This is a genomic window from Bosea sp. 124 (assembly GCF_003046175.1).
In the GTDB taxonomy this organism is placed as follows: Bacteria; Pseudomonadota; Alphaproteobacteria; order Rhizobiales; family Beijerinckiaceae; genus Allobosea.
Map to the genome: position 1 here is coordinate 4,543,342 of NZ_PZZM01000001.1, position 19,436 is coordinate 4,562,777.

16 protein-coding genes are annotated in these 19,436 nt (G+C 67.0%); 7 read left to right on the plus strand and 9 right to left on the minus strand.

The annotated features are described in order from the left end of the window. Nucleotide 1 precedes the first annotated feature (1 nt). Entirely contained in the window at nucleotides 2-709 is a 708-nt protein-coding gene (locus tag C8D03_RS21560; protein WP_108049559.1) for an ABC transporter ATP-binding protein, read from the plus strand. Between the two features lie 185 nt (nucleotides 710-894). Here C8D03_RS21560 and C8D03_RS21565 read toward each other — a convergent pair whose 3' ends face one another. Both C8D03_RS21565 and C8D03_RS21570 read right to left on the minus strand, forming a co-directional pair. After that, entirely contained in the window at nucleotides 895-2,487 is a 1,593-nt protein-coding gene (locus C8D03_RS21565) for an ABC transporter substrate-binding protein (RefSeq protein ID WP_108049561.1), read from the minus strand. Next, nucleotides 2,484-3,923, minus strand: coding sequence for an amidase family protein (locus C8D03_RS21570; RefSeq protein ID WP_108049563.1), 1,440 nt, complete (start codon nucleotides 3,921-3,923; stop codon nucleotides 2,484-2,486). Before C8D03_RS21570 ends, C8D03_RS21565 begins: the two co-directional genes overlap by 4 nt. A gap of 120 nt (nucleotides 3,924-4,043) precedes the next feature. Here C8D03_RS21570 and C8D03_RS21575 point away from each other — a divergent pair, with 120 nt between their 5' ends. Beyond that, nucleotides 4,044-4,667 (plus strand): TetR/AcrR family transcriptional regulator, encoded by a 624-nt coding sequence (locus C8D03_RS21575; protein WP_108049565.1) that lies wholly within the window; start codon nucleotides 4,044-4,046, stop codon nucleotides 4,665-4,667. Nucleotides 4,668-4,877: 210 nt separating this feature from the next. Here C8D03_RS21575 and C8D03_RS21580 read toward each other — a convergent pair whose 3' ends face one another. Next, on the minus strand, nucleotides 4,878-8,603 hold the full coding sequence (locus C8D03_RS21580; RefSeq protein WP_108049567.1) for a vitamin B12-dependent ribonucleotide reductase: 3,726 nt from the start codon (nucleotides 8,601-8,603) through the stop codon (nucleotides 4,878-4,880). Nucleotides 8,604-9,166: 563 nt separating this feature from the next. On the opposite strand from C8D03_RS21580, the gene C8D03_RS21585 reads away from it, so the two are divergent. From C8D03_RS21585 to C8D03_RS21595, 3 genes are all read left to right on the plus strand, one after another. After that, on the plus strand, nucleotides 9,167-9,799 hold the full coding sequence (locus C8D03_RS21585) for a hypothetical protein (protein ID WP_146170255.1): 633 nt from the start codon (nucleotides 9,167-9,169) through the stop codon (nucleotides 9,797-9,799). 89 nt (nucleotides 9,800-9,888) lie between these two features. Next, nucleotides 9,889-10,299 (plus strand): NADH:ubiquinone oxidoreductase subunit NDUFA12, encoded by a 411-nt coding sequence (locus tag C8D03_RS21590; protein ID WP_108049571.1) that lies wholly within the window; start codon nucleotides 9,889-9,891, stop codon nucleotides 10,297-10,299. Between the two features lie 119 nt (nucleotides 10,300-10,418). Next, complete coding sequence (locus C8D03_RS21595) at nucleotides 10,419-11,069, plus strand: DUF2155 domain-containing protein (protein WP_108049573.1); 651 nt, start codon at nucleotides 10,419-10,421, stop codon at nucleotides 11,067-11,069. A 10-nt stretch (nucleotides 11,070-11,079) separates the two neighbouring features. On the opposite strand, the gene aat is transcribed toward C8D03_RS21595, so the two are convergent. The 5 genes from aat to C8D03_RS21620 all read right to left on the minus strand — a co-directional run bounded on the left by aat (nucleotide 11,080) and on the right by C8D03_RS21620 (nucleotide 15,287). Next, entirely contained in the window at nucleotides 11,080-11,760 is a 681-nt protein-coding gene (gene aat, locus C8D03_RS21600) for a leucyl/phenylalanyl-tRNA--protein transferase (RefSeq protein WP_108049574.1), read from the minus strand. Nucleotides 11,761-11,939: 179 nt separating this feature from the next. Next, nucleotides 11,940-13,304, minus strand: a complete 1,365-nt coding sequence (accC, locus tag C8D03_RS21605; RefSeq protein ID WP_108051877.1) for an acetyl-CoA carboxylase biotin carboxylase subunit — start codon at nucleotides 13,302-13,304, stop codon at nucleotides 11,940-11,942. A gap of 26 nt (nucleotides 13,305-13,330) precedes the next feature. Then, complete coding sequence (accB, locus tag C8D03_RS21610) at nucleotides 13,331-13,792, minus strand: acetyl-CoA carboxylase biotin carboxyl carrier protein (protein WP_108049576.1); 462 nt, start codon at nucleotides 13,790-13,792, stop codon at nucleotides 13,331-13,333. 85 nt (nucleotides 13,793-13,877) lie between these two features. Further along, nucleotides 13,878-14,336, minus strand: a complete 459-nt coding sequence (gene aroQ / locus C8D03_RS21615) for a type II 3-dehydroquinate dehydratase (RefSeq protein WP_108049579.1) — start codon at nucleotides 14,334-14,336, stop codon at nucleotides 13,878-13,880. Between the two features lie 114 nt (nucleotides 14,337-14,450). Further along, on the minus strand, nucleotides 14,451-15,287 hold the full coding sequence (locus tag C8D03_RS21620; protein ID WP_248308565.1) for a DsbA family protein: 837 nt from the start codon (nucleotides 15,285-15,287) through the stop codon (nucleotides 14,451-14,453). 192 nt (nucleotides 15,288-15,479) lie between these two features. On the opposite strand from C8D03_RS21620, the gene C8D03_RS21625 reads away from it, so the two are divergent. Continuing rightward, nucleotides 15,480-16,682: a pyridoxal phosphate-dependent aminotransferase gene (locus C8D03_RS21625; RefSeq protein WP_108049582.1), complete on the plus strand. Its 1,203-nt coding sequence runs from the start codon at nucleotides 15,480-15,482 to the stop codon at nucleotides 16,680-16,682. A 167-nt stretch (nucleotides 16,683-16,849) separates the two neighbouring features. Further along, nucleotides 16,850-19,045 (plus strand): mechanosensitive ion channel family protein, encoded by a 2,196-nt coding sequence (locus C8D03_RS21630; protein ID WP_248308721.1) that lies wholly within the window; start codon nucleotides 16,850-16,852, stop codon nucleotides 19,043-19,045. Between the two features lie 8 nt (nucleotides 19,046-19,053). On the opposite strand, the gene C8D03_RS21635 is transcribed toward C8D03_RS21630, so the two are convergent. Continuing rightward, nucleotides 19,054-19,407, minus strand: coding sequence for a hypothetical protein (locus tag C8D03_RS21635; RefSeq protein WP_108049586.1), 354 nt, complete (start codon nucleotides 19,405-19,407; stop codon nucleotides 19,054-19,056). Between the last annotated feature and the right edge of the window lie 29 nt (nucleotides 19,408-19,436).

Consider the following 19,436-nt stretch of genomic DNA (forward strand, 5'->3'; position numbering starts at 1 on the left):
CATGCTCGACATCAGCGGACTGCACAGCCATTACGGGCGGAGCCACATCATCCAGGGCATCGACCTCAGCGCCGGACCGGGCGAGGTTATCGGCATCTTCGGCCGCAACGGCGTCGGCAAGACGACCTTGCTGAAGACCATCGCCGGCTGGGTGAAGCCCAGCCATGGAGCGATCCGGCTCGACGGCAAGCCGCTCGGCGACCTGACGCCCGACCAGATCTGCCATGCCGGCGTCGGCTTCGTGCCGGAGGACCGGCGCATCTTCCCGGGGCTGACAGTGGAGGAAAACCTCTCGCTCGGCCTGCTGCAGGTGAAAGGCCGCTCGTCACGCGACGGGAAACGCGCCGTCGAGGGCATCTACGACCGCTTCCACCGTCTGGGCGAGCGGCGCCACCAGCTTGGCACGACCCTGTCGGGCGGCGAGCAGCAGATGCTCGCGATGGCCCGCGTCATGGTCGGCAAGCCTCGCCTCGTCCTGATCGACGAACCCAGCGAGGGCCTTGCGCCGATGATCGTCGCCGAAGTCTTCGCGATCGTTCGGGAGCTTCGCGACCGCGGCGCGATCATCCTGCTCGTCGAGCAGAACGTCCATGAGGCGCTATCGGTGGCCGATCGATTCCATGTCGTCGAACGCGGCCAGATCGTCTTCAGCGGCGAGGCCGAGGACCCGGCCGATCGCGAGCGTCTGCAGCAGTTGATCGCCGTCTAGACACGATGCCACGACGCTTCATCCCGGGGCGCTCGTGGCGCGGGGATCTCAGCCGCCGCTACGCCTTCGGCGAGGACGCCAGACGGCGCCGAGATCGATTTGACCAGCCAAACGCCGCGGCCCCGCAAGGCAGCGGCGTCGATGGCTTTGCAAGCGTCGGTAAGTCGCGGCGGCGAGCGCCGTTTTCACCCGCGCTTGACGTTGTAAAACAGCGGGAAGCCCTTGAGCATCCCCGTCAGGCTGCTTCTGTAAGCTGTTGGCTGGTAGAAGACGCCGAGCGGAATATAGGGCAGGTCCTGGAACGCCTGGACCTGCATGCGCTTGCTGATGTCGAGACGCGAAGCCTCGTCGGGAGCTGCGAACCAGTCGCCACGCATCTGTTCGAGTTCGGGGCTCGTCGGCCAGCCGAAGGTGCCGGTGCGGCCCACGCCGCGCAGATAGGTGTGGGCGGCCGGATTCACGGCGCTGACGCCGGTCGAGTAGTTGCACCACAGGTTCCAGCCACCGCGATCGATCGGCTGCTGTGAAGCGACCTTCTGCAGCACCGTTCCCCAGTCGAGCGCCTGGTAGTCGAGATTGATGCCGGCGCGCCGCATCATGTCTCCCGAGACCTCGCTCATGGCGTTGAGCGCCGGGAAGTCGGTCGGCACCGGGAAGACGATGCGCTCGCCGGCGTAGCCGGCCGCCTTCAGCGCCTCCCTGACGCGTGCGATATCGGGTGTCTTCGGCAGGGCGTCGAGCCCGGCATCGTTGGCCATGGGCGAGCCCGGCGCGAAGAAGCCGACGCCGTCGGCCCAATAGCTGCGATCCTCCCCCGCCACGGCGATCATGTAGTCGTCCTGCCTGATCGCCCCGAGCAGGGCCCGGCGCATCTCCGGTCTGTCGAAGGGCGGCTGGAGATGGTTGAAGCGGATCATCGCGACGGCGCCGAAGCGGTCGAGCACCTCGACCTTGAGGTTGCGATTGGCCTTGAGCGTCGGGATCAGATCGGAAATGGGTTGCTCCCACCAGTCGATCTCGCCGGTCTGAAGCGCGGCGGCGGCCGTGGCGGCGTCGGGAATCGTGCGCCATTCGATACGGTCGAAATACGCGACCTTGGGACCGGCCATGAAGCTCGGTTCGCCTTTGTCGCGCGGCGCGTAGCCGGCGAACTTCTCATAGACGTTGAGCGAGCCGGGCACGCGTTCATTCGCCAGGTAGCGGAACGGTCCGCTGCCGACCATTTCGGTGACCCGTTGCATCGGGTCGGTCAGCGCCAAACGTTCCGGCATCATGACGCAGACATTCGTCCCCGGCTTGCCCAGAACATCCGCCAGCAGCGGGAACGGGCGTTTCAGGCGGAAGCGGATTTCCGTATCTGACGGCGCCGAAATCTCGTCGACCACCGTCATCAGCGAGAGACCATAGGTGTCGCGCGCGCCCCAGCGCCTGATGCTGGCGACGCAGTCGCGCGCCAGCACGCGCTCGCCGTCATGGAAGCGCAGCCCGTCGCGCAAGGTGATGCGCCAGACGAGGCCGCCATTTTCGACCACATGGCCCTGCGCCATCTGCGGCTGCGGACGCAATTGCTCGTCGACGCCATACAGCGTGTCGAAGACCATGAGGGCGTGGTGGCGGATGACGAGCCCGGTCGACTGGACCGGGTCCAGCAAAGCGAGGTCCGCCTGCGGGACGAATTTGAGGATTCGTGCGGACTGGCTTGCCGCCAGTCGCGGTGCGGCAATCGTTGCAGCAGCGGTGGCGGCCGTTCGGGCGATCAGGCTTCGACGTGTAATCATGCGGCACCCCTCTCCTCATTGCGGTCCGCGAATTGCGGCCGGTGTTGCTGCCACGGGCGCACCGTCTCGAACCCTGCCGAGGCCTGAAGGACGCCGAGATCGTCGAAACGCGGGCCCACGATCTGGAGGCCGACAGGCAGCCCATCCGTGGTGAAGCCGCAGGGAATGCTGGCGGCGGGATTGCCGGAGAGATTGAAGGGGTAGGAAAATTCCGCCCACATCAGCCAGTCCCAGGGATGCTGCGGCCAGGAGGGCGGCTGCAGCAGATGGGCGGGGAAGGCGGGGGTGCTGACCGCCGGCGTCAGCAGCAGATCCCAATTCTGGAAGAAACGGTGGATCTGCTCGACATAGGCGAGCTTGCGAAGCCGCATCAGGTGGTATTCTTCGCCAGTGATGCTCTTTGCCTCGTCGAGCATCGCGACGAGGCCGGGGTCCATTCTGTCGCGCCATTGCGGTAGATAGGTCGCGCCGCGCGCGAGATAGCCCGCTTTCCAGAAGAAGCGCGCGAGCTCCGGGCCGAGCGGCCCCCAGCCCGGCGTCACGAGTTCGACGGTGGCGCCGAGGTCCTCGAAAGCTTTCACTGCCTTCGCGGTCAGTTCGGCGACCTCGGGGTCGACCCGCGCATGGCCGAGATCGGGACTGAAGGCGATGCGCTTGCCCTTCAGATCGGCGGCGAGCATTTGCGCATAGGGCTCTGGTTGAGCCTCACAGCTCGTATGGTCCCAGGGGTGTGGCCCGGCCATCGCCTCCAGCATCAGGGCGCTGTCGGCGACGGTGCGGGTCAGCGGCCCCATATGGGTGGCGTAGTCGTTGTTGGGCACCGGCCAGTAGGGAATGCGGCCATAGGTCGGCTTGAGGCCGTAGACGCCGCAGAAATGCGCCGGCATCCGGACCGAGCCGCCACCGTCGGAGCCGAGATGCAGCGGCCCGAAACCCGAGGCGGCCGCCACCGCCGCGCCCGCCGACGAAGCACCGGCATTGTAACCGCGCCGCCAGGGATTATGCGTGATGCCGCTGACCGGGCTCTGGCTCACGCCTTTCCAGCCGAATTCCGGAACCGTCGTCTTGCCGACGGTCACGCCACCTGCCTCGTAGAGGCGCGAGATCACGGGCGCGTCCGTGTCGGGCACCCAGTCGACCGTTGCCCAGGAGCCCTGCGACGTCCGCAGGCCGGCTGTCGGATGCATGTCCTTGATGGTGAGCGGAATGCCTTCCAGAAGCCGCGGCGGACGTTTGCCGGCATAGGCCTCCTCGGCGGCTCCGGCGGCCTTCAGAGCGATCTCGTGCGTGACCATCGTCATGGCGTTCAGCGGCGGGTCGATCGCCCCGATCCGATCGAGGACGGCGTTTGCGACCTCGACGGGTGACAGTTCCCGCCGCCTGAACAGGCTCTTGAGATCCGTCGCGCTCAAGAAGCCGAGATCCGTCTGGGGCATGGACACACCTGATCGTTCGCGACCACAGTGCTGCGGTCGCGGGAGGGACGTTGAGCCTGCAAGCGAGGCGCTGTAAGAGGACTTCCCTAACGCGAGATATTTCAATACGGAGCGTAGCGTATGTCAATAGGCGATCACGCCGGCCGCCCCCCGCCGCCGTCCGAAGCGAAGGCCGGCCGGCCCCGCGATCCGGCGGTCCAGCGGCAGATTCTGCAGGCGGCCTATGACATCGTGCGGGAAGGCGGATATGCCGCGCTCTCGATGGAGGGGCTGGCCGGGCGCGCCGGTGTCTCCAAGCAGTCGGTCTACCGGCGCTGGTCGTCGCGGGGGGATCTGCTGGTCGATCTCTACTTGGGAACAGCCGAACACCAGGAGGCTCCGCCCGAAGGCGAGACATTCAGGAGCCGGTTCGAAAATTATCTGCAGTGGAGTGTGCGCCGCCTCTTCGATCCGTCCCGCGCCAATATGCTGCGGGCGCTCGCGACGGAAGGGCAGGTCGATCCCGCAGTCAGGCGGGCGTTGCTCTCCCGCATCGTCGAGCCCCGCCTTGCATTGGGGCGTGACATCATCCTGCGGGGTCAGCAGGCCGGCGAGGTCCGGGCCGATCTGGACATCGACATGGCGCTCGATTTCCTGTTCGGCTCGGTTTGGTTCAGCCTGCTTGTCACCGGCCGGCCGCTCAACCAGGCGTGGCAGGATCGCAGCCTGAGTGCCTTCTTTCTGCTGACGGAGCAGGCGGGGTAGCTTCGTTCGGCGATCATAGGGCAGTCAGGGGAGGCGGGCCTCTTTGTCGGGCGAAAGCAGTGGTGGCGGTTTGCGTATCGGCGATTCATGATTTGTTCGAGTTGGCGCAGGGAGGCGGCAATTGATGCCGCCTCCCTGCTTTTGCGGAAGTCGAAGCTCAAAAACGGGGAACTTCGCCTCTCATTTCAGATCATTCTAACTAAGCCTGTCTTACGAGCACCCGGTCGTTGATCCGCACGTATTGCACTTCAAACACGTCCCGTTCCGGACCAGCGTAAAGTTTCCGCACTCGCCGCACGAGTCCCCGACATAGCCCTTCATGATCGCCTCGGCGCGGCGCTCCGAGGCGCTCGGCTGGGCGGCCGGGGCCGAGAAGCCGAGCTTGGCCATGTCGGCCTCGCCATAGGCGTCCGGCTCCTCCTTGAGGGCGGTCGGGCTCGTGGTGATCAGCGAGGTCACCGTTGCGCCGCCACGCGCCATCGTCTCGGTGCCGGCCGCCAGACCGCCACCGCCCTGGATGGCGTGGAAGTTCATCGGCTTGCCGCGACGGAAGCCGGTCGAGGCCAGCGGGCTCGAGGTGATCGGCGTGGCCGTCTCCGGGGCCTTGTCCTGGCCGACGCCGCCGCCGATCACGTCATGGCCGATCTCGCTCGGGTCGATATGGGCGAGGTCGTGCCGGCCGAGATACGAAATTGCCAGCTCGCGGAAGACGTAGTCGAGGATCGAGGTGGCGTTCTTGATCGATTGGTTGCCCTGCACGAAGCCCGAGGGCTCGAAGCGCGTGAAGGTGAAGGCCTCGACATACTCCTCCAGCGGCACGCCATATTGCAGGCCGAGCGACACCGCGATGGCGAAGTTGTTCATCATCGCGCGGAAGGCGGCGCCCTCCTTGTGCATGTCGATGAAGATCTCGCCGAGGCGACCATCGGCATATTCGCCGGTGTGGACATAGACCTTGTGGCCGCCGACGACCGCCTTCTGGATGTAGCCGGTACGGCGGGCGGGCATCTTCTCACGCTCGCGGACGACCTTCTCGACGATGCGCTCGACGATCTTCTCGGCGATCTGCGTGGCGCGGGCCGCCATCGGCTGCTGATAGAGTGCCTCGACGGCATCTTCTTCGTCGTCCTCGTCGGCGATCAGAGCAGAGTTCAGCGGCTGCGAGAGCTTCGAGCCGTCGCGGTAGAGGGCATTGGCCTTCAGCGCCAGCTTCCAGGAGAGCATATAGGCGCTCTTGCAATCCTCGACGGTGGCGTCGTTGGGCATGTTGATGGTCTTGGAGATCGCGCCCGAGATGAAGGGCTGGGCCGCCGCCATCATGCGGATATGGCTCTCGACCGAGAGGTAGCGCTTGCCGATGCGGCCGCAGGGGTTGGCGCAATCGAAGACGTTGTAATGCTCGACCTTGAGGTGGGGTGCGCCTTCGAGCGTCATCGCGCCGCAGACATGGACGTTGGCGGCCTCGATCTCGGCCTTCGAGAAGCCGAGGAAGGGCAGCAGCTCGAACGACATGTCGGCGAGCTTCTCGGCCGGTACCTTCAGCGTGTTGACGAGGAAGTCCTCGCCCAGCGTCCATTTGTTGAAGACGAACTTGATGTCGAAGGCGGCCTTGAGGTCCTTCTCGATCGCGTCGATCTTGTCCTGGGTGAAGCCCTTGGCCCGCAAGCTACCGTGGTTGATACCCGGCGCCTGCGCCAGCGTGCCATGGCCGATCGCATAGGCCTCGATCTCGGCAATGTCGCTCTCGCGATAGCCGAGCGCCCTCAGCGCATCGGGCGCTGCCGCGTTGATGATCTTGAAGTAGCCGCCGCCGGCGAGCTTCTTGAACTTCACCAGCGCGAAATCGGGCTCGATGCCGGTGGTGTCGCAATCCATGACGAGACCGATCGTGCCGGTCGGCGCGATCACGGTCGCCTGCGCGTTGCGGTAGCCATGCTTTTCGCCGAGTTCGAGCGCATGGTCCCAGGCGATGCGGGCGCGCTCGGACATCAGCGTCGAGGAGCCGCCGAGGCGGGCCAGCGTGCCATGGTCGAGCGGCACCGGCGTCACCTCCAGCCCCTCATAGCCCGAGGCCATGCCATGGGCGGCGGTGCGGTGGTTGCGGATGACACGCAGCATGTGCGCCGCGTTCTTCTTGTAGCCGGGGAAGGGGCCAAGCTCGCCCGCCATCTCGGCCGAGGTCGCATAGGAGACGCCGGTCATGATCGCGGTCAGGGCGCCCGCCAGCGCGCGGCCCTCGTCTGAATCGTAGCCGAGGCCCATGGTCATCAGGAGGCCGCCGATATTGGCGTAGCCGAGGCCGAGCGTGCGGTACTCGTAGGAGAGCTCCGCGATCTCCTTCGAGGGGAACTGCGCCATCGTCACCGAGATCTCGAGCACGACGGTCCAGAGCCGGCAGAGATGCTCATAGGCCGCGACATCGAAGCTCTTGGATTCGGTATCGTAGAACTGCAGCAGGTTGGCCGAGGCCAGGTTGCAGGCGGTGTCGTCGAGGAACATGTATTCCGAGCAGGGATTGGACGCGCGGATGCGGCCCGATGCCTTGCAGGTGTGCCAGTCGTTCATCGTGGTGTTGAAGTGCAGGCCCGGATCGGCCGAGGCCCAGGCGGCGTAGCCGATCTTCTCCCAGAGGTCGCGGGCTTTCAGCGTCTTCATCACCTTGCCGGTGATGCGGCTGGTCAGGTCCCAGTCGCCATCGGTTTCCACGGCGCGCAGGAAGTCGTCGGTCAGCGAGACCGAGTTGTTCGAATTCTGGCCGGAGACCGTAAGATAGGCCTCGGAATCCCAGTCGGTGTCATAGGTGTCGAAGGCGATGTCCTTGTAGCCCTGGCGGGCGAACTGGATGACGCGCTTGATGTAGTTGTCCGGCACCATGGCCTTGCGGGCGAGCTTGATCTCGCGCTTCAGGGCCGGGTTCTTCTCGGGGTCGAAGCAGGAATCGCCTTCGCCTTCACAGTTCACGCAGGCCTTGAGCACGGCCTTCATGTGCTTCTGGACCGTCTTGGAGCCGGTGACGAGGGCCGCGACCTTCTGCTCCTCCTTCACCTTCCAGTCGATATAGGTCTCGATATCGGGGTGGTCGACATCGACCACGACCATCTTGGCGGCGCGGCGCGTGGTGCCGCCCGACTTGATCGCGCCGGCCGCGCGGTCGCCGATCTTGAGGAAGGACATCAGGCCAGACGAGCGGCCGCCGCCGGCGAGCTTCTCGCCTTCGCCGCGCAGGTTCGAGAAGTTCGAGCCGGTGCCGGAGCCGTATTTGAACAGGCGGGCCTCGCGGACCCAGAGGTCCATGATGCCGCCCTCGTTGACGAGGTCGTCCTGCACGCCCTGGATGAAGCAGGCATGCGGCTGCGGATGCTCATAGCTCGACTTCGACTTGGTCAGCTTGCCCGTCTTGAAGTCGACGTAGAAATGGCCCTGGCTCGGGCCGTCGATGCCATAGGCCCAGTGCAGGCCGGTGTTGAACCATTGCGGCGAGTTCGGCGCGACGCGCTGGGTGGCGAGCATGAAGCGCAGCTCGTCATGGAAGGCCGCGGCATCCTCCTCGGAGGAGAAATAGCCACCCTTCCAGCCCCAATAGGTCCAGCAGCCGGCAAGACGGTCGAAAACCTGCTTCGACGAGATCTCGGAGCCGTAGCGCTCGCCCTCGGGCAGCGTCGCCATGGCCGCCTCGTCGGGCACCGAGCGCCAGAGGAAGGAGGGGACGTCGTTCTCCTCGACCTTCTTCATGCGCGCCGGCACGCCGGCCTTGCGGAAATACTTCTGCGCGAGCACGTCGCTGGCGACCTGCGACCAGGCGTCGGGCACTTCGATGCCCTCGAGCCGGAACACGATCGAGCCGTCGGGGTTGCGAATCTCGCTGACCGCCGATCGGAACGGGATCGCAGCATAGGGTGACTGGCCGGCCGAGGTATAACGGCGCTCGATGCGCATGATCTGTCGTCCCTTAAGATCTGGCGCGGGCGGATGACGCCTCGCGCGGCCGGTTGATCACCGGCTCCTGATTCAGCCCAACTCGGTTTGATGCCCCGTGGACGTCTCGGCGTTGTCACCCGCCTCGCTTCGTCCGGTTGCGGCCAGCCGGACCGCGCGCGCCTTCCCGACGCCACCGTCGCCGGTGTGCCGCGTAAGATCGCCTCGACCCCTCTGGAAACTCTTGCGCGGGTGTCGATTGGCGTTTCCGCCGGCCGTCACGCGACTGTCAAAACCTAGTCCCGGATGGGGCTTTCAGTCAAGGATTAGTGCCGCACAAAGCCTGTGGGCACGACATCTGGTAGGGATGTGTGGGTTATGGGGATAAGTTTCAAGGCGCCTGCTAAGCCTTGGGAATCGCGGGAGGATTTCCGCAATGCTGCGAGATTGCCACAATCCCCGGCCGAATAAATCCCTCAAATGCCGTCGATCCTGGTTAACCGGCGGTTGCCGGGGCGCGGCGGCAGGGGATAGCGAAGGCTGCATCTGCGCCGGCGCGATCAAGTGCTTGAAACCATGCGAGGTTGAACCCCGCCGGGTCATCGTTGGCGGCAAAGCGAATCGAGGCCGAATCGTGGCGGTTTGGTTTCTGCGATCGCTGGAATGCGCGCGCCGTCACAAACCGGATCTTAGGGGCGGGCATGGCATCGTCCCCGGCGAAGGGATTGTCAGCCATGCGCCACCTCGCCTTGGCCGGGTTCGCCCTGGCTGTGCCGATCCTGCTGGCGGCGTGCACGCCGGCCGAGGAGCCGCTTGCGCCTGCCTTCGCCGGCTGGTGGCGTCCCGTGGACAGCCCGTTCGGCTGTGAATCCCGCGCCTTCCGGTTCGACAGGACGAGCGTGCAGTTTCGCCGCGATGCCCGGACCATCGCGACCTTCGACATCGTCGATGCGCGAATCGAGCGAAACGAGGTGCGGCTGACACTGCGTGTCGCCAATGAGGCCGCCACCCTGGCTGCAATGGAGACCAGGAAGCAGGCGATGCGGACAGAGCTGCCGAAGACGGAGATCGTGCTCAGCCTGCAGCGATCGGGCGACCGTCTCCTGCCGGGCAACATGCTGATCCGCGAGGACGGGCCGCGCGGCCTGCGCACCCCGCGCCGTGGCGAAGATGGCGCGATGCGCAAGTTCTTCACGATGGAAGCATGCCGGATCTGAACCCAGCGCTGCCGGCGAGGCGGCTGCGGACTGGACAGCGCAGCCACGCCTCTTCATAAGTCGGGCAGATAAACCGACCGGATACTCCCATGAAGCCCTGGCTGCTGCAGATCTTCACCTGGTGGAACGGCCAGACCATCGGCACGCGCTTCCACACCTGGCGCTTCGGCGAGCGCGTCGGCGCGGACGAGTTCGGCAATGTCTATTACCGCACCAAGGGCGGGGTGAAGGACAAGGCGCTCGGCTTCCAGCGCCGCTGGGTCATCTACAACGGCGAGGCGGAGGCCTCGACGATTCCGGCAGGCTGGAACGGCTGGCTGCATCACACCGTCGATGTCGCGCCCTCCGAGGAGCGCTACGAGCCGCGCGAGTGGCAGCAGCCGCACCAGCAGAACTGGACCGGGACGGCGCTGGCCTACCGGCCCAAGGGCTCGACCCTGGCGGAGGGCGAGCGCCCGGCCGCGACGGGCGACTACGAAGCCTGGACCCCGGGCCGCTGAGACTTCGCCGGGTGGCGCGGCCACCCGTCCTTGCCCCGCGCCCTTTTTCCGCTGCGATTGACGTGTTACTGCGCGCGTCGCGGCTTGCCCGCGCCCTCGCAGAGATTCGCAAGGCTGCCATGCCGTCGCCCCATCGCTTTCCGGTTCTGGCCGGCCTGGTCTCGACCACGCTTCTGTCGCTCGCGCTGACCGGCCCGGCCGCCGCCGACCGCATCCGCAACCCGACGGCGGTGTTCGCCGGGCTCGACAAGATCACCGGCCGGATCATCTCCTTCGAGGTCGCGGTCGACGAGACGGTGCAGTTCGGTGCGCTGCAACTGACACCGCGCGTCTGCTGGACGCGGCCGCCGACCGAGGCGCCGCAGACGACGAGCTTCACCGAGGTCGACGAGGTCACCTTCACCAACGAGTACCGGCGCATCTTCACCGGCTGGATGTATGCGGCGAGCCCAGGCCTGCACGGCGTCGAGCACGCGATCTACGACGTCTGGCTGACCGACTGCAAAGGCGGCACCGAACTCGTCGTCGATCCGAAGGAGCCGGAGGCTCCGATCGCGGACGAGCCGCGCCGGCCGCGCACGGCGCCGGCCCGCGACGTGAACCAGCAACCCGGCCTGCCGCCTCCGGGCGGTCGCGACGATATCCTGACGCCGCCGGGAGGGCGCATCGACGTGCTGCCGCCGCAGGGCGTGCCGGTGGCGCCGCGTCAGGCGCCGCGGCAGCGCTTCTTCCCGACCAATCCCGGCCGTGACCCGACCGGCGGCAATTGAGGTCCGCACTTCAGTCCGGCTGGAGCGCGGCCAGGGCCTGCGCGCCGCCGACGCGCTCGCGGGGCGGCCAGACGTCCCAGTCGCCCGGCACCACGATCGCGCGTTCGAGCAGGCCCTGATAGGCGGCGCGCGGCACCTCCTGCGTGCCGAACTGGGCGAGATGGGCCGTCTGGAACTGGGCGTCGAGCAGGCTGTAGCCACCTTGCCTCAGACGCGCGACGAGATGGACCAGCGCAACCTTCGAGGCATCGGTCACACGGTGGAACATGCTTTCACCGAAGAAGGCGCCGCCGAGCGACAGCCCGTAGAGACCGCCGACGAGGCGATCGTCCTGCCAGCACTCGACCGTATGGACGTGGCCGAGCCGGAACAGCGCCCCGAAGATTTCGCGGATACGGTCGTTGATCCAGGTCTCGGGCCGATCCGGCCGGGCTTCGGCGCAGGCGGCGATGACCGCCTCGAAAGCGCTGTCGACCCTGATCTCGAAGCGGTCGGCACGCACGGTGCGCGCCAGCCGCGCCGGCAGATGGAAGCGGTCGAGCGGGATGACGCCGCGCAATTCCGGTTCGACCCAGAACAGGTTCGGATCGTCCGCAGTCTCCGCCATCGGGAAGATGCCGGCGGCATAGGCGCGCAGCATGATCTCGGGCGTGATGTCGGGCGAGCGGACGGGGATGGCGCGGGCCTTCATCGGGGCAGGGGAGCGCGGCGCAGGTTTTGAGTCAAACGGATAAAGCCGCCGCCCCCGTCATGGTCGGGCCGGTCCCGACCATCTACGCCTTCGCTGGTCGAGCGTCGAGTTCAGACGTGGATGCTCGCCACAAGGGCGAGCATGACGGGTGACGCCCGACCGTGACGTCGCCCTGCCTCTCAGCCTTCGCTCGTCTCGTCCATCCCACCGGCCGCGAGGAATTTCTCGAGCCAGTGGATGTTGTAGTCGCCGTTGAGGATGTCCTGGTTGCGGACCAGCGTGCGAAACAGCGGCAGGGTCGTGTCGACGCCGTCGACGACGAACTCGTCGAGCGAACGGCGCAGGCGCATCAGGCATTCGGCCCGGTTGCGGCCATGCACGATCAGCTTGCCGACCAGCGAATCGTAATGCGGCGGAATGACATAGCCCTGATAGGCGGCGGAATCGACGCGGACGCCGAGGCCGCCGGGCGTGTGGAACGAGACGATCCTGCCAGGCGACGGGCGGAAAGTCGCCGGATGCTCGGCATTGACGCGGCATTCGATGGCATGGCCCTCGATGACGACGTCCTTCTGCTGGATCGAGAGCGGCGCGCCGGCAGCGATCCGGATCTGTTCGTTGACGAGGTCGATCCCGGTGATCATCTCGGTGACCGGATGCTCGACCTGGATGCGCGTGTTCATCTCGATGAAGTAGAACTCGCCCTCCTCGTAGAGGAACTCGATCGTGCCGGCGCCGAGATAGCCGAGCTTGGCCATCGCGGCAGCGCAGATGTTGCCGATCCGATCACGTTCGCCGGCGTTGAGCGCGGGCGAGGGGCCTTCCTCCCAGACCTTCTGGTGGCGCCGCTGCAGCGAGCAGTCGCGCTCGCCCAGATGGATCGCGTGGCCCTTGCCGTCGCCGAGGACCTGGATTTCGATATGACGGGGCTTCTCGAGATATTTCTCGATATAGACGGCGTCGTCGCCGAAATTGGCCTTGGCCTCGGTGCGTGCGGTGGAGAGCGCGACGGACATCTCGTCCTCGTTGCGCACGACCTTCATGCCCTTGCCGCCGCCGCCCGAAGCCGCCTTGATGATGACGGGGAAGCCGATCTCGGCGGCGATGCGCAAGGCCTCGCCATCGTCGGTGACACCGCCCTCGGAGCCGGGCACGCAGGGGATGCCGAGCGCCTTGGCCGTGCGCTTGGCCTCGATCTTGTCGCCCATGCTGCGGATATGCTCGGCCTTGGGGCCGATGAAGGTGATGTTGTGCCGCTCGAGGATCTCGGCGAAGCGTGCGTTCTCCGAGAGGAAACCGTAGCCGGGATGGACCGCGTCCGCGCCCGTGATCTCGCAGGCTGCGATCAGGGCCGGGATGTTCAGATAGCTCTCGCGCGCGCTTGGCGGGCCGATGCAGACGCTCTCGTCGGCGAGGCGCACATGCATGGCATTGGCGTCGGCGGTGGAATGGACCGCGACGGTGGCGATGCCGAGTTCCTTGGCGGCGCGCAGGACCCTCAGCGCGATCTCACCCCGGTTGGCGATCAGGATCTTGTCGAACATCTTGAAGGTGCCGTCTCGCGCGCCGCTCACTCGATCACCAAGAGCGGCTCGCCATATTCCACAGGCTGCCCGTCCTCGACCATGATCGCAACGATCTTGCCGGCGCGCGGGGCGACGATGTCGTTGAAGGTCTTCATCGCCTCGACGAGGAGCACGCGCTCGCCCGCCTTCACCACCGAGCCGATCTCGACGAAGGGCTTGGCGTCGGGCGAGGGCCGGCGATAGGCGGTGCCGACCATCGGCGAGGGCACAGCACCCGGATGGGCGGCCGGAGGCTTGCCGTCGACCGGCGCGGCGACGGCCGGTGCGAGCGCAGCGGCAAGAACCGGGGCAGCAGCGGCGGGAACCTGGACGGTCGCGGTGATGGTGCGCGCCACGCGGACGCGCAGATCACCCTTCTCGACCTCGATCTCGGTGAGATCGGTCTCGTTCAGGAGCTGCGCGAGTTCGCGGACCAGTTCGGGGTCGATCGGGCTCTTGGTCGCCATGGCGGGGTCACCGTCTTCGTGGTCTTGGATCGGGGTGGTCTTGAAACGGGTGCTGGATGCGCCCGCTGTGAACGGAATCCGCGGATCAGGCCGCAGGTTTGGCCGCGCGCTTCTGCAGAAGCGGCACGATCGCGTCGAAAGCAAGGTCGTAGCTCGCCACGCCGAAGCCGCAGATCACGCCGACGCAGACCGGCGCCATGTAGGAATGGTGCCGGAATTCCTCGCGGGCATGGACGTTGGAGACGTGGACCTCAATGGCGAGCGCCTCGGTGCCCTTGATCGCGTCGCGCAGCGCCACCGAGGTGTGTGTGTAGGCGCCGGCATTGATGATGACGCCGGCACCGGCGAGGCCTGCCTCCTGGATGAAGCTGACCAGCTCGCCTTCGTAATTCGTCTGCCTGAACGAGAGTTCGACGCCGGCGGCCGTCGCCCGGGCCTTCAGCCGCTCCTCGACGCCGGCCAGCGTCACCGCGCCGTAGGTGGCGGGTTCACGGGTGCCGAGCAGATTGAGATTGGGTCCGTTGAGAACGTGGACGGCGACCATGGCGCGGGTTGTTTCCAGCGCCGCGCGAAGGCGGCAGACGCCGCCCTCATAGACGTTGCGGGCCGGCAGGGGAAGCCTGCCGGGATTCCCGCAGCCCCTCGCGCGGGAGGGTCTTCAGCCGTTGCAGGTGGCCTTGCCGCATTTGCGGACGGATTCGATCTTCTGCTTGAGGGCGGCCTGGCCGACCGCGCCGAAGATCACCTCGTCACCCAGAATGAAGGCCGGCGTGCCGGTGAGGCCGAGCCGGTCGCCGAGCGCGACCGTATCCTCGATCACCGCCCTGGTCTGGGCCGACTCCATCTCCTTCTTCAGCCGCTCGATGTCGGCCCCCGATTCCTTGGCGACCTCGAGCGCCTTGGCGCCGTTGATCCGGCCCTTGGTGGCCATCAGCTTGTTGTGGAAATCGAAATATTTGGGACCGGTGAGCTGAGCCATCGCCGCAACCGCGACGCGGCTCGCCTCAACCGAATCGGGGCCGAGGATCGGGAAGTCCTTGATCACGACCTTCAGCTTGGGGTCTTCCTTGGTGAGCGCGCGGACATCCTCCAGCGCCCTTTTGCAGAAGCCGCAATTGTAATCCATGAACTCGACGATGGTGACGTCGCCTTGCGGGTTGCCGACGATCGCGGAGGTCGCCGGGTCGAGCAGGCGAGCCTTCTCGGCCGTGACGGCGCTGCGCTGTGCATCGGCCTGGGCGACCGTGTTGCGGCGCTCGAGTTCGACCAGCGCCTCCTGGATCAGCTCCGGGTTCTGCAGCAGCGTCTCGCGAATCAGCGCGACCACAGCCTTGCGCTGCTCCGCCGTGAGGCCCGACGCCGGCGTTTGCGTTTGCGTTTGCGTTTGCGTCTGGGCCAGCGCAGGAGCGTTTGCCACAGCAAGGCCGAGGCAGAGCGCGAGGCCCAGCGGCCGGAGCATGCCACTCAATCGGCGGGGCAGGGTGGGGAGGGCCATCTGGTTATCCTTTCGGTTCCGGCGGCGCAGCCGGAGACGGCAGGCTGTCTCGACTGCCGGGTTCTTGAACACTGCTTTGTCCCGCTTCTCGGCTGTCACGTGACGGGCGTCAATTCACAGCTTTGCCACTGGTTGCGAGCGGAGGACGGGTCGGCTACGCCCGCCGGCACAGATCCATTGCCGGACGAGACAATGCCAGACCCCAATCTTCCGCTTGCGCTCGCGCCGCAGGAGACGCTGCTGCCGGCGGCGCGAGCCGCCCGCGTCCAACCCTTCATCGTGATGGATGTGATGAATCAGGCCGCCGCGATCGAGCGCCGCGGCGGTTCCGTCGTGCATATGGAGGTGGGGCAGCCTTCGGCACCGACGCCGGCGACGATCCGCGCCGCCGCCGCGCGGGCGCTGGAGGATGGCCGGATCGGATACACCCAGGCGCTGGGCACGGATTCGCTGCGGGAGCGCATCGCCCGACATTACGGGGAAGCCTATGGCGTCGATGTGGCGGCAGAGCGCGTCGTCGTCACCACGGGCTCGTCGGGCGGCTTCATCCTGGCCTTCCTGGCCTGTTTCCAGCCGGGCGCGCGCGTCGCGATCACGGCGCCGGGCTATCCCGCCTATCGCAACATCCTGATCGCGCTCGGCCTCGAGCCGGTCGCGATCGAGGTCGGGCCCGAGACCCGTTTCGCGCTGACGCCGGAGCTGATCGCACGCGCGCATCGCGAGAAGCCGCTGGCCGGCGTGCTGACGATGAGCCCGGCCAACCCGACCGGCGTGGTGATGACGCCCGAAGCCATCGCGGCCGTCGCGGCCGAATGCCGGCGGCTTGGCCTCTGGTACATCTCCGACGAAATCTATCACGGGCTGACCTACGACCAGCCGGCGACGACGGCACTCTCTGCCGATCCCGACGCGATCATCGTCAACTCCTTCTCGAAATACTATTGCATGACCGGCTGGCGCGTCGGCTGGCTCGTCGTGCCCCAGCGGTTGGTCAGGACGATCGAGCGGTTGCAGCAGAATTTCTCGATTTCGGTACCCTATCTCAGCCAGGTCGCGGGCGAGGCGGCATTCGAGGCCACCGCCGAATGCGAGGCGATCAAGGCCGGTTATGCCGAAAACCGCGCCTATCTGCTGAAGGCACTGCCCGAGATCGGGCTCGGCGATTTCCTGCCGGTGGACGGGGCCTTCTACATCTATTGCGACATCGGCCGTTATTCCAACGATTCCATGGCGTTCTGCCGCGATGTTCTCAACGGAGCCGGCGTCGCGATCACGCCTGGGCTCGATTTCGACGAGGGCCGGGGGGCGCGCACGATGCGGCTCTCCTTCGCAGGGTCGCTGGGCGAATGCGAGGAGGCGGTCGCGCGTCTCGGTGGCTGGCTGAAGCGGCGCTGAGCGGCATCCGCAGATCCGCACTTGCAAAGGTCGCGGCCTCGTCCGCATTCTCCCGGCAGGCGGCCGGCACGCCGCGACGATCGGGGCGGGAAGCGATGCTGCAGCACGGTGTTCGACGGTGGGCGCTGCCCGCAGCGCCGCGATGGCTGGCAGCCTTTGCATTGGCAGTGCTGTGCTGGTTTCCCCCAGTCCCGGTATCGGCACAGGCGGATGCGCCGGTCACGCTGACGCTGCGCGGCGACGAGACGCCCGAGACCGTCCGCAAGCTGGTCGATGCGCTCGCCGCCGGCGGGCGCAGGGTCGAAATTCGGGTTCTCGGCGCGGAAGCTGCGGTGCCGGCGCCGGCCAAGCCAGCGTCCGCCGCACCGGCCGTGCCGCCTCCAGCCGTGCCCGCTCCGGCCGATTCACGGATCGAGGAACTCTGGGATCATTTCGTTGATGGTTTCGACCATGGCAACGCGGCCATCCCGCATGTCGTGGACCTGCCGACGGATTGGTGGCGAGGCTGGGCCGCCAACCGCAACGGCGCGACCGGGCCCTCGGCGGGCTTGCGCATTCTGGCCGGGGTGGCGATCGCGCTCGCCGGCGCGCTGCTGTTTCGCCTCGCGACGGCGGGATGGTTCGCGCGGCGCATGCGCCCGACCGGACCGGAGCTGACGGCACGGCTGGTCGCATCGGCCTATGGCCTGCTGCAGGATTTCGCCTGCATCGCGTTGGCACTGGCGCTGGCGCGCCTGACGCGGGTCTTCTGGCTTCCCGATGCCGACCTGGCCATGAGCACCTTCCGCACCGCAGCGAACGGGGCGGCCATCGGCGCCGCCTACATCGCCGTCGGCCGCTTCCTGCTCTCGCCCGGTGCGCCGGATCGCAGGCTGCTGCCGCTGCCGCGCGCGGAACGGCATTTCGCCATCCTGACGATCTATGCCGTCGTGACCCCGATCGTGGTGACGAGCGCCTTGCTGATCCAGGACGTCGCCATCAACCGTCAGGCCCTTGCCGGGCTGGTCGCAATCACCAGCCTCGCGGTCACGCTGTTCAAGGTCTGGTGGTTCTTCGATGCGCGTCATGACCTGACGACGCTGATCTTGCGCTACGAGCCCGTGCCGGGACCGGGCCTGCGCCTGCTGGCGCTGGGCGCGCCCTGGTTCTACATCGCCAGCGCCATCGCGATCTGGATGGTCGGCCGGGCGGCGCCGATGATGTCGGGCGGCGGGCGCTTCGTCGAGGCCGCCAGCCTGACCCAGATCATCATCGTGCTGGCCCCGGTGCTGGCGGTCGGGGTGACCGGCCTGATCGCCTGCCGCCAGGCCATGCGGGCGGCGATCGCGCCGCCGTCCCCGATGGCGCAGGCGGCAGGCTCCGCGCTCCGGGCGGCGGCGGGCGGCCTGATCTGGGTCGGCGGGCTGTATGTGATGGCGCGGCTCTGGGCCAGCTTCCTGCTCGGCGTCAGCTCGGCACAGTTCGCCGAGTTCACGCGCCAGGCGGCGGGCCTTGCGATCCTCGTCTTCCTCGGCTGGGTCGCGATCGTGTTCCTGCGCGCCTTTTTCGATGCCTATACGCCCCGGCGCGGCACGAGCGGGCCCATCGACGAGGATGCCGCGGTGGAGGAAAGCGTGCCGTCCCGGCTGGCGACGGTCATGCCGGTGCTGCGCGGCGTCGTGCTGGCTGCCGTCTTCGGTTTGACCGGCCTCGTCGTGTTGTCCCGGATCGGCGTCGATATCGGCCCTCTGCTCGCCGGCTTCGGTATTCTCGGCCTCGCCATCTCCTTCGGCTCGCAGGCGCTGGTGCGCGACATCGTCTCCGGCTTCTTCTTCATGCTGGAGGATGCCTTCCGCGTCGGCGAATATGTCGATACCGGGCGGCTCAAGGGCACGGTCGAGAAGATTTCCCTGCGCTCGATGCAGATGCGCCACCAGAGCGGGCAGATCCATACCGTGCCCTTCGGGCAGATCCAGTCGCTGACCAATGCCAGCCGCGACTGGGCGACGGTGAAGTTCAACATCCGGCTCGACCACTCCGCCGACATCGAGTTGGCCCGCAAGACGATCAAGAAGGTCGGGCTCGCGCTGCTGGAGGATCCGGAGTACGGGCCGAACTTCATCGCTCAGCTCAAGATGCAGGGGGTCGCCGACATCACGGACATCGCTATCGTGATTCGGCTGAAATTCACGTCCAAGCCAGCCTATGCTTCGAGCTTGCAGCGCGAGGCGCTGAAGCGCGTCTACCGCGCGCTGAACGAGGCCAAGGTGCCGTTCGCGTCGAACGCCGTCACGGTGCGCGGGGGTGAGGGCGCTCCGGCGTCAGGGGCGGCCGCGATCACGGCGCTGCCACCGCCGAGCCCGCTGGCGCCGGCGGCGGGCTGAACGGCGGCTCAGGCCAGGAACAGCATGCCGAAGCCAGCGGCAATCAGCGTCGCTCCGGCCAGCATGCCGAGCCGCGTGGCCGACATGAGGGCGGCGACATCGAACCGCCGCGATGCCCGATCGCGCTCATTCGCCAGCGCCTCGGCGCGGTACTGGCTGGCATGGAGGTCAGGCGTCATCTGCGGGCCGACGGGTCGGTCCCGTTCCAGGTCGATGCGGATGGCAACGAACAGAACGAACAGCCCGAGCGTGCCGACGCCGAGCCAGCCGACGATGCCGAAAGCCAGCCAGGCCAGTCCGGCCAGAGCGATCAGGCAGGCCCCTGTCAGAATCGGGCCTTCCGGGGTGCGGGGTGGCGGCATGGCAATCCATCCTCCCGAGCAAATCGTCC

Excerpts from the sequence above, each read along its gene's own strand:
- C8D03_RS21580 (WP_108049567.1), bottom strand. The coding sequence starts at position 8,603 with ATGCGCATCGAGCGCCGTTATACCTCGGCCGGCCAGTCACCCTATGCT.
- aat (WP_108049574.1), bottom strand. The coding sequence starts at position 11,760 with ATGAAGGCCCGCGCCATCCCCGTCCGCTCGCCCGACATCACGCCCGAG.
- C8D03_RS21625 (WP_108049582.1), top strand. The coding sequence starts at position 15,480 with ATGCCAGACCCCAATCTTCCGCTTGCGCTCGCGCCGCAGGAGACGCTG.
- accB (WP_108049576.1), bottom strand. The coding sequence starts at position 13,792 with ATGGCGACCAAGAGCCCGATCGACCCCGAACTGGTCCGCGAACTCGCG.
- C8D03_RS21575 (WP_108049565.1), top strand. The coding sequence starts at position 4,044 with ATGTCAATAGGCGATCACGCCGGCCGCCCCCCGCCGCCGTCCGAAGCG.
- accC (WP_108051877.1), bottom strand. The coding sequence starts at position 13,304 with ATGTTCGACAAGATCCTGATCGCCAACCGGGGTGAGATCGCGCTGAGG.
- C8D03_RS21565 (WP_108049561.1), bottom strand. The coding sequence starts at position 2,487 with ATGATTACACGTCGAAGCCTGATCGCCCGAACGGCCGCCACCGCTGCT.
- C8D03_RS21595 (WP_108049573.1), top strand. The coding sequence starts at position 10,419 with ATGCCGTCGCCCCATCGCTTTCCGGTTCTGGCCGGCCTGGTCTCGACC.
- C8D03_RS21560 (WP_108049559.1), top strand. The coding sequence starts at position 2 with ATGCTCGACATCAGCGGACTGCACAGCCATTACGGGCGGAGCCACATC.
- C8D03_RS21620 (WP_248308565.1), bottom strand. The coding sequence starts at position 15,287 with ATGGCCCTCCCCACCCTGCCCCGCCGATTGAGTGGCATGCTCCGGCCG.
- aroQ (WP_108049579.1), bottom strand. The coding sequence starts at position 14,336 with ATGGTCGCCGTCCACGTTCTCAACGGACCCAATCTCAATCTGCTCGGC.
- C8D03_RS21635 (WP_108049586.1), bottom strand. The coding sequence starts at position 19,407 with ATGCCGCCACCCCGCACCCCGGAAGGCCCGATTCTGACAGGGGCCTGC.
- C8D03_RS21570 (WP_108049563.1), bottom strand. The coding sequence starts at position 3,923 with ATGCCCCAGACGGATCTCGGCTTCTTGAGCGCGACGGATCTCAAGAGC.
- C8D03_RS21590 (WP_108049571.1), top strand. The coding sequence starts at position 9,889 with ATGAAGCCCTGGCTGCTGCAGATCTTCACCTGGTGGAACGGCCAGACC.